Origin of the sequence: Kitasatospora sp. NPDC127035, from assembly GCF_042726075.1 — a bacterium.
GTDB lineage: Bacteria > Actinomycetota > Actinomycetes > Streptomycetales > Streptomycetaceae > Kitasatospora.
On record NZ_JBHXDN010000106.1, the window covers coordinates 1 to 7,344 of the forward strand.

Annotated in this window: 6 protein-coding genes and 1 pseudogene; 5 read left to right on the forward strand and 2 right to left on the reverse strand. The window is 75.4% G+C overall.

From position 1 onward, the window contains the following. Positions 1–1,664: pseudogene (locus ACFWIC_RS38955) on the reverse strand (hypothetical protein); the annotation flags it as partial. 250 nt (positions 1,665–1,914) lie between these two features. On the opposite strand from ACFWIC_RS38955, the gene ACFWIC_RS38960 reads away from it, so the two are divergent. Further along, entirely contained in the window at positions 1,915–2,592 is a 678-nt protein-coding gene (locus tag ACFWIC_RS38960; RefSeq protein WP_329881337.1) for a polysaccharide deacetylase family protein, read from the forward strand. A 286-nt stretch (positions 2,593–2,878) separates the two neighbouring features. Here ACFWIC_RS38960 and ACFWIC_RS38965 read toward each other — a convergent pair whose 3' ends face one another. Further along, positions 2,879–4,252 (reverse strand): MFS transporter, encoded by a 1,374-nt coding sequence (locus ACFWIC_RS38965; protein ID WP_329951215.1) that lies wholly within the window; start codon positions 4,250–4,252, stop codon positions 2,879–2,881. Between the two features lie 380 nt (positions 4,253–4,632). Between ACFWIC_RS38965 and ACFWIC_RS38970 the strand changes: the two genes are divergently transcribed. The 4 genes from ACFWIC_RS38970 to ACFWIC_RS38985 all read left to right on the forward strand — a co-directional run bounded on the left by ACFWIC_RS38970 (position 4,633) and on the right by ACFWIC_RS38985 (position 7,263). After that, positions 4,633–4,977 carry a WhiB family transcriptional regulator gene (locus ACFWIC_RS38970; RefSeq protein ID WP_329881339.1) on the forward strand — a complete coding sequence of 115 codons (345 nt, stop codon included), beginning with the start codon at positions 4,633–4,635 and terminating at the stop codon, positions 4,975–4,977. Between the two features lie 218 nt (positions 4,978–5,195). Then, positions 5,196–6,131 (forward strand): SigB/SigF/SigG family RNA polymerase sigma factor, encoded by a 936-nt coding sequence (locus ACFWIC_RS38975; RefSeq protein WP_380521797.1) that lies wholly within the window; start codon positions 5,196–5,198, stop codon positions 6,129–6,131. Between the two features lie 120 nt (positions 6,132–6,251). After that, entirely contained in the window at positions 6,252–6,644 is a 393-nt protein-coding gene (locus ACFWIC_RS38980) for an STAS domain-containing protein (protein WP_329881341.1), read from the forward strand. 139 nt (positions 6,645–6,783) lie between these two features. Continuing rightward, the gene (locus tag ACFWIC_RS38985) at positions 6,784–7,263 is read left to right on the forward strand and encodes an ATP-binding protein (RefSeq protein WP_329881342.1); all 480 of its coding nucleotides are present in this window, start codon (positions 6,784–6,786) and stop codon (positions 7,261–7,263) included. The last annotated feature ends 81 nt before the right edge of the window (positions 7,264–7,344 follow it).

The window sequence follows — 7,344 nt, forward strand, 5'->3', positions numbered from 1 at the left end:
ACGGCGCCCAGGACCGCGCCGGCGACCGTCCCGACGAGAGCGCAGAGGAAGGCCAGGCGGGAGGCCCGGGACCAGGTGGCGATCGCCCCGTCGGCCCAGCGCAGGTAGGGCGTCAGCGCGACGACGCCCACCGCCGAGCCGAGGACCAGCACGGCGAGCAGGGTCCGCCGGGGCGGCTGCGGCCCGCGCCACAGCGCGGCCAGCATCGGGAGGAGGAGCAGCGTCAGCACGGCGGCCAACGCCACCCCGGGGACGGCCCACAGGAAACGTCCGCCGCAGAGCCAGGCCGCGAGCCAGAGCCAGCACAGGCAGACGACCTGACGGATCGCCAGCCCGAGCGCCGGGTGGGCGCGACAGCCGCGCGCGGTACCGCTCAGCAGCCGGGCGGCGAGGGCCGCGAGGGCCGCCGCGCATCCGGCGGTCACCGCGACCGGGATGCCCAGGCCCCAGGAGCGCGGTCCTTCGACGTGGACGACGGGCGGGCGGACCGGGTACGCCAGGGACTCCCACCTGTTGTCCTGGTCGCCCCGGATCAGCGCCTGCCCGGGGTAGTTGGCGAGCACCGCCCAGCCACCGTGCACGGTGACGACCACGATCTGGGCGGGATGGTCGGCCCTGGCCGTCGGCCGCACCGGCGGCTGCGCGTCGGTCGGGTCGACGTCGACGGTCTGTTCCGGCATCGGCGGGTCCACGGTGGGCGGATCCGGCACCGGCACCTCCGGCATCAGCGACTCCGACGACTCCGACGGGAGCGGCCCCCGCGGCGTCGCGGCCGCGGGCAGCCCGGGCAGGGCCTGAACCAGGACGGACGGCCGCGGAGGTGGGAGACTCCTCCGCACCGACGGGCCGGGGTCGTTGGCGAGCCCCCAGTGGCGACCCCCGTCGGTGCTGACCTCGATCGGCGAGGTGGAGTCGAGCAGGCGGAAGCAGTGCAGGGGGTCGCCGGGCAGGCAGGAGCCGGTGTCCGGGCGCCGGGCCCGATCGCCGGGCCGGGCGGGGGGCTCCCCCTTCAGCAGGGTCCAGGTGGAGCCGCCGTCGCCGGTCGTCCAGAGGTCGCTCCCGACCTCCAGCACCGGCCGGCCCCGGTCGTCCCAGAGGAACGGGGTCCGGTCCTGCGTCGGCGAGGTGGCCACCATCGCGGCCACGGCCAGCGGCACACCCACCACCGCCGACCACGGCCGGCGGCGCCGGGGCGCACGCGCCCGGGTCCACAGCCACCAGCTCAGCCCGAGCAGCGGCAGCGCGGCCAGGTCGGCCGGGTCCCCCTCGATCCGACTCGGCAGCCCGCTCCACGACCAGATGCCGGAGGCGATCTCACCGCCCGGTGGCCCGGACTTGGCGAAGCCGAAGCTCACCGCCGTGACCAGCAGGCCGATCACCGCGGGCCGGTCGCCGCACAGGCGCAGCGGTGCGCGCACCGGCAGCAGGGCCGCGAGCAGGGTCGCGAGCGGGGTCAGCACCAGGGTCACGAGCAGGGCCGTGACCGGGGGCGCGGCGAGCATCCAGGCGAGGTCGCTGGCCTTGCCGGTGAGCAGGGTGTCCGGCCAGATCCGTTTGCCCACATGGTCGTTGACGATCAGCACCAGAACGGCGCCCAGTGTCCCCGGATGCCCCGCCCAGCGCGCGACGGCGCGCACGGCGTCCCGCTCCCCCGATGTCCCCATGCGCCCGAGTGTTCCGCGCCCGGGACACGCACGCCACGCCGACATCGCGATCCGGACGCGGCCGAACGTTCCGGAGTCTGGGTTCCGGAGCCCGGGCCGGGGGGTGGGACGCGGTGACGTCGGCAGGCCACGTGCGCACCGTTCCCGGCCGGTTTTGGCGGGTCGCCGGGGCGGTCGCCGGGGCTACCGTGGCGGGATGCGGGCGCGACCGGGAAGGACGGCCTGCGCCGCACAGCCGTTGGGAGGACGGATGTCTTCGCCTCGCGGGGCGGGCCGGCCAGGCCGTACCGCCCGTCTCCTGCTCAGCACCCTGGTCGCGGCCGCCACGGCCGTGATCGCCCTGCCCGCGACCTCGGCGCACGCCGCCGGCCGGGTCGTCTACCTCACCTTCGACGACGGACCGGGTCCGTACACACCGCAGGTCCTCTCCGTCCTGGCCCAGTACGGAGCGCGCGCGACCTTCTTCGAGATCGGCCAGAACGTCGCCCGCTACCCGGAGTTGACGCGGCGGGTGGCGTCACAGGGGCACAGCGTCCAGAACCACAGCTGGTCGCACCCCGATCTCAGGTCGCTCTCCAAGTCCGCGTTCCGGGACCAGGTGACCGCCACCGACGCCCGGATCCGCGCGCAGACCGGCTCGACGCCGGGCTGCCTGCGCCCGCCCTACGGCGGGGTGAACGCGACCGTCCGGTCCAGGGCGGCCGGGCTGGGCAAGACGGTGAGCCTGTGGAGCGTCGACCCGCAGGACTGGGCACTGCCGGGCCGGGCGGCGATCGAGCGGCGGGTGCTCGCCGGGGTCGGCCCGGGATCGGTCGTGCTGCTGCACGACGGTGGCGGCAACCGCGCCCAGACCGTCGCGGCGCTGCCCGGCATCCTGCGCACCCTGAAGGCACGGGGTTACAGCTTCGGCCTCCTGAACTGCCGCTGAGCTCCCGCCGGACGGCGGCCGGGCCGCCGGTGGTCCCGGGCGGACGCGGCCGCCGCCGGCCTCAGCGGCCCCAACGGGGCACCCCGCCTCGGGGTGCCCCGGGGGCCGGGGCGCGGGGCGCGGGGGGGCGGGGGGTGCGGGGCCCCCCCCGGCCCCGCCCGGCCCCCCCCGGCCCCCCGCGCGTGGCGGTGGCCCGGTGCCGGTGACCGGCGGTCCGTTCCGGCGCACCGGCCGCCGGGTCCCGGCGGTGTCTGCGGTCCCGACGGCCTCAGCGGTGCCGGCGGCGTCAGCGCACCGGCTGCGGGGCGCGCTGCGCCCGGACGGCCCGGGTCTCCGACGCCGAGGCCGCGCCCAGGCCCGCCCCCCGGGTCTCCTCGGCCCACAGCACGCAGACCAGCAGGCCGACCGCGGTGACGCCGGCCGCGATCAGCATGGTCGGCCCGGTGCCGAGTCCGGTCAGCGACAGCGGCAGCAGGTAGGTGCCGACGGCCGCGCCGATCCGGCTCACGGAGGTCGCGACGCCGACGGCGGTCGCCCGGATCTCGGTCGGGAAGAGCTCGTTGGGGTAGGTCCAGTCGAGCACGTTGGGCCCGCCGCACAGGAAGGCGTACGCACACAGGGCGACGACCGCGACGGCGGCCGGGGCGGCCGGCCACAGGCCCAGCAGGGCCAGCGGGACGATCATCAGGGCGAACGACCAGATGATCACCGGACGGCGGCCCCAGGTGTCGATCAGGCGCAGCGCCGGGTAGCAGCCCAGCAGGAACACCAGGCTCACCAGGCCGGTGCCGAGCGTCTCCAGCACCGTCCCGCCCGGCATGCCGAACGCCGCGAGGATCTGCGGCCCGAAGGTGAGCATCGCGAAGAGCGGTGCGACCTGGCAGAGGAAGAACAGCCCGCAGAACAGGGCCCGGCGCCGGTACGGCGGGGTCATCAGCAGGCGCAGTCCGGTGGCACGGCCGGGCTCGGCCGGCTCGGGCATCAGCTCGCGCCCGTCCACCCGGACGCCGAGGTGCTTCTCGACGACACGGACCGCCTCGCCGACCCGCCCGTTGGCGGCGAGCCAGCGCGGGGACTCCGGCGAGCCCCGGCGGATCACCAGGAACACCACGCACAGCACGGCCGAGCTGGCCAGCATCCACCGCCAGCTGCCCGGCCCCCCGATCCGCAGGAACAGGTAGCCCGTCAGGTAGGCGAGCACCGAGCCGGCGTACCAGGCGACGATCTGCTGGCCGAGCAGCCGTCCGCGCTGCTTGGCGGGCAGCCACTCGGCCAGCAGCGAGGTCGCGATCGGGTAGTCGGCGGCCACCGCCATGCCGAGCACGAAGCGCAGCAGGGTGATCGCCCAGACGGCGTCGACCCAGAAGGACAGGACCGAGCAGGCGATCATCACGAGCAGGTCGGCGGTGTACATCACCTCCCGGCCGATCCGGTCGGTCAGCACGCCGAAGAGCGCGCCGCCGACGAACATGCCGATCAGGGCCGCGGCTCCGATCAGGCTGACGTCGGTGGCGGAGAGCCCGAGCTCGGGGCGCATGCCGATGAGGGCGACGCCGACGATGCTCAGGATGTACCCGTCGAGCAGGGGTCCGCCGGAGCAGGCGAGGGCGAGCCTGCGGTGGAAGGCGGTATACGGGGCGTTGTCGATGGTGCGTGACATGGAAGTCGGGTCCTCCGGAGCGGACGGCGGTGCTCCCGCACCCCGTACGCCGGCGTAGACGACGGATAGGCGGGCCGCCCCCGGGGGGAACGGCCCGCTCGCCCGGAAACCGACCGGGCGACCGTCCACAGTTGCCCGCCTTTCCGACCCGGCCGCGGGGGCGAAGGTCAGCACGGGAGAGGACGGAGGTCCCGAATCGGACGGGCCCTCGGCCCCTGCCGGAACGGCGCCCGCCCGGTCGTGACGGGCCGTCCGGGGGTGTCCGCGCCCTCCGGGCCGCGCCGTGTGACCCTCGACACCCCGTCGGCTCCCCCGGCCGGGCGGCCCGGCGGCCCCGAGAGCGGCGGTTTACTCCCGGCGGGACGGGTCAGACGGATCCCATGAGCGACCGACCCCGCCGTCCCGGCGTCTTCGACCACCACGGGAGCTGGCAGACCCGCGCGGCCTGCCGGCACGCCGACAGCCGACTCTTCTTCCACCCCAACGGCGAACGCGGTCAGGCCCACGAGGACCGTGACCGGGAGGCCAAACGCGTCTGCGCCCACTGCCCCGTCAGCCGGGCCTGCCTGGAGTACGCCCTGCTGGCCGAGGAGGTCTACGGCATCTGGGGCGGGCTGACCGAGGCCGAACGCGCCGAACTCGTCCGGCCCTCCCGCCGCAGGACCGCCCGCCGAACGGCCACCCACGACAGGGCCTCCTCGCGCGGTTCCCACGACGCGGCGTAGCGGACGCCGCTTCCGCGGGCAGGCACCGCGGCGCGCGCCGTCGGCGTCCCGTGCGGCGCCGGGCACACCGGGCACACCGTCGCGCCGGGGGCGCCGGGGCGCCTCCCCGCACGACCCCCTCCCTCTCTTCACAAAATCATCACGCGACCGGGGGACATCACCCCGCCGGTCCCGGGTAGAGCCGTCCTCGTCATCGCGGAACCGATGAAAGGACCGACATGGCTGCGCCCAGTGATGCTCTCCTCGCCCCCGCCCCGACGGCCGTCCCCGGCCGGGCCGGACGAAGGGGTGCCTCCCCCGTCACCGCCCCGCCCGCGCCGACGGCCGTCCGGCCGCTCCAGGACGAACGGCCCGCGCCGTACGTGCTGCCCGAGGTACCGGACCCGTCCGAGGTCGCCCCTGCCGACGCCCGCGAGCTGACCCGGGACCTGCTCCTGCGGCTCCGGGACCTGGAGGAGGGCACGCCCGAGTACTCGTACGTCCGGGGCACGCTGATCGAGCTCAACACCTCGCTCGTGCGGTACACCATGCGCCGCTTCGCCTCCGGCCGCGAGCCGCAGGAGGACCTCCTCCAGGTCGGCACCATCGGTCTGATCAAGGCGATCGACCGTTTCGACCACAGCCACGGCGTGGAGTTCACGACCTTCGCGATGCCCACCATCCTCGGTGAGATCCGCCGGCACTTCCGCGACACCACCTGGGCGGTGCACGTCCCGCGCAGGCTCCAGGAGCTGCGGCTGGCGCTGGCCAAGGCCCAGGAACGGCTCGCCCAGGGCCTCGACCGCGCGCCGACGGTGGCGGAGCTCGCGGAGGACCTCGGCCTCACGCAGGAAGAGATCATCGAGGGGCTCACCGCAGCCAACGGTCACTCCGCCGGGTCGCTGGACTCCTCGGCCGACCCCGACGCCGCGGACTCCCCGCTGCGGCGCCTCGGTGGCGTGGACGGCCGGCTGGAACTGGTCGAGAGCCTGGTCGCGCTGAAGCCGCTGATCGCCGAACTGCCCGAACGCGACCGGCTGATCCTCTCGATGCGCTTCACCGAGGAACTCACCCAGTCCCAGATCGGCGCCCGCCTCGGCGTCTCCCAGATGCACGTCTCCCGCCTGCTCAGCCGAATCCTGAAGCGGCTCCGGGACGGCCTGGACGAGTCCTGAGACGGCCCGAGTCCCCGCCCGTCGCCGAGGCCGGGACCGCGCATCCCCCTGCGCCCCTGGCTGTACGGCCTCTCATCGGCGTAAGGTCACCGAGAGCATCCGGAGAGAAGGGCACGTACCATGCCAGCCCAGGACGACCAGTATCCGGTGGCCGCCCCGGCGGCCACCGTGCCCACCGCACCGGGCGTAGAGGTTCGCCTCGCCGGCACGGAGTCGGCCGTCTGCGCACTGAGCGGCGACCTCGACATCGACAGCCTCGCCCCGGCCGAGCAGGCCCTCACCGAGCTGGTGGCCCAGCGCCCCCGGCGGATGGTCGTGGACCTGCGCGAGGTCGGCTTCTGCGACTCCTCGGGGCTCAACCTGCTGCTGAGGGCGCGGCTCGCCGCCGGCAACGCGGACGTCGAGTTCCGGCTCGCCGCGCCGTCCCCGCAGGTCGCCCGGCTCCTGGAGATCACCGGAGCCGAAGCGGTCTTCTCCATCCACGAGACCGTGCCCGCCGCGCTTGCCTCGTGAGGCGCGGCCGGGCACCCTCCGTGCCCGCCGGGCCCCAGTGGCCCGGCATCCACCCCCAGGCGCAGGAATAACTCCGATGCCCCGGGGCAACCGATCAGACGACCTCTCATCACCCGTGCGAGGAAGGGGTGAGCGACCCATGGCGACGAGCCGCGGCGCGCTCGACGGCAGCCGGTCCGGGAGCGGCCGCCCGGCGAGCGGGCAGCGCCGGCGGCTTCGGCTGGCCGGGCTACCCAAACCGGTCGCCCGCTCCCGGGCGTTCACCGGCGAAGCACTGGCCGACTGGTCCTGGCTACGGCCCGAGGACGGCGTGGACCCCGACGTGGTCGACGACGTCGTCCTGCTCGTCGCCGAGCTGGTGGCCAACGCGATGATGCACGGCGGGGGCCCGCTGGAGCTGGTGCTCGACGCCACCGAGGCGCGTCTGCGGATCGAGGTCAGCGACGGGTCCTCGACCCTGCCGGAGCTCCGGCTGCCGCACCGGCCCGGAGTGCCCGGCGGGCACGGCCTGTTCATCGTCCAGCGGGCGGCCGACCGCTGGGGCGCCGCGCTGCACGAGAGCGGCAAGGCGGTCTGGGCCGAGATCGACAGCCACCGGCTGGTGCCCGTACAGGGCTGACCGGCCGCCGGGGCCCCCGACGTGGACGGTGTCGTCCGGCCCGTACCCGAGGACCTCCCAGGTCATCCCGTAGTGCGTGGC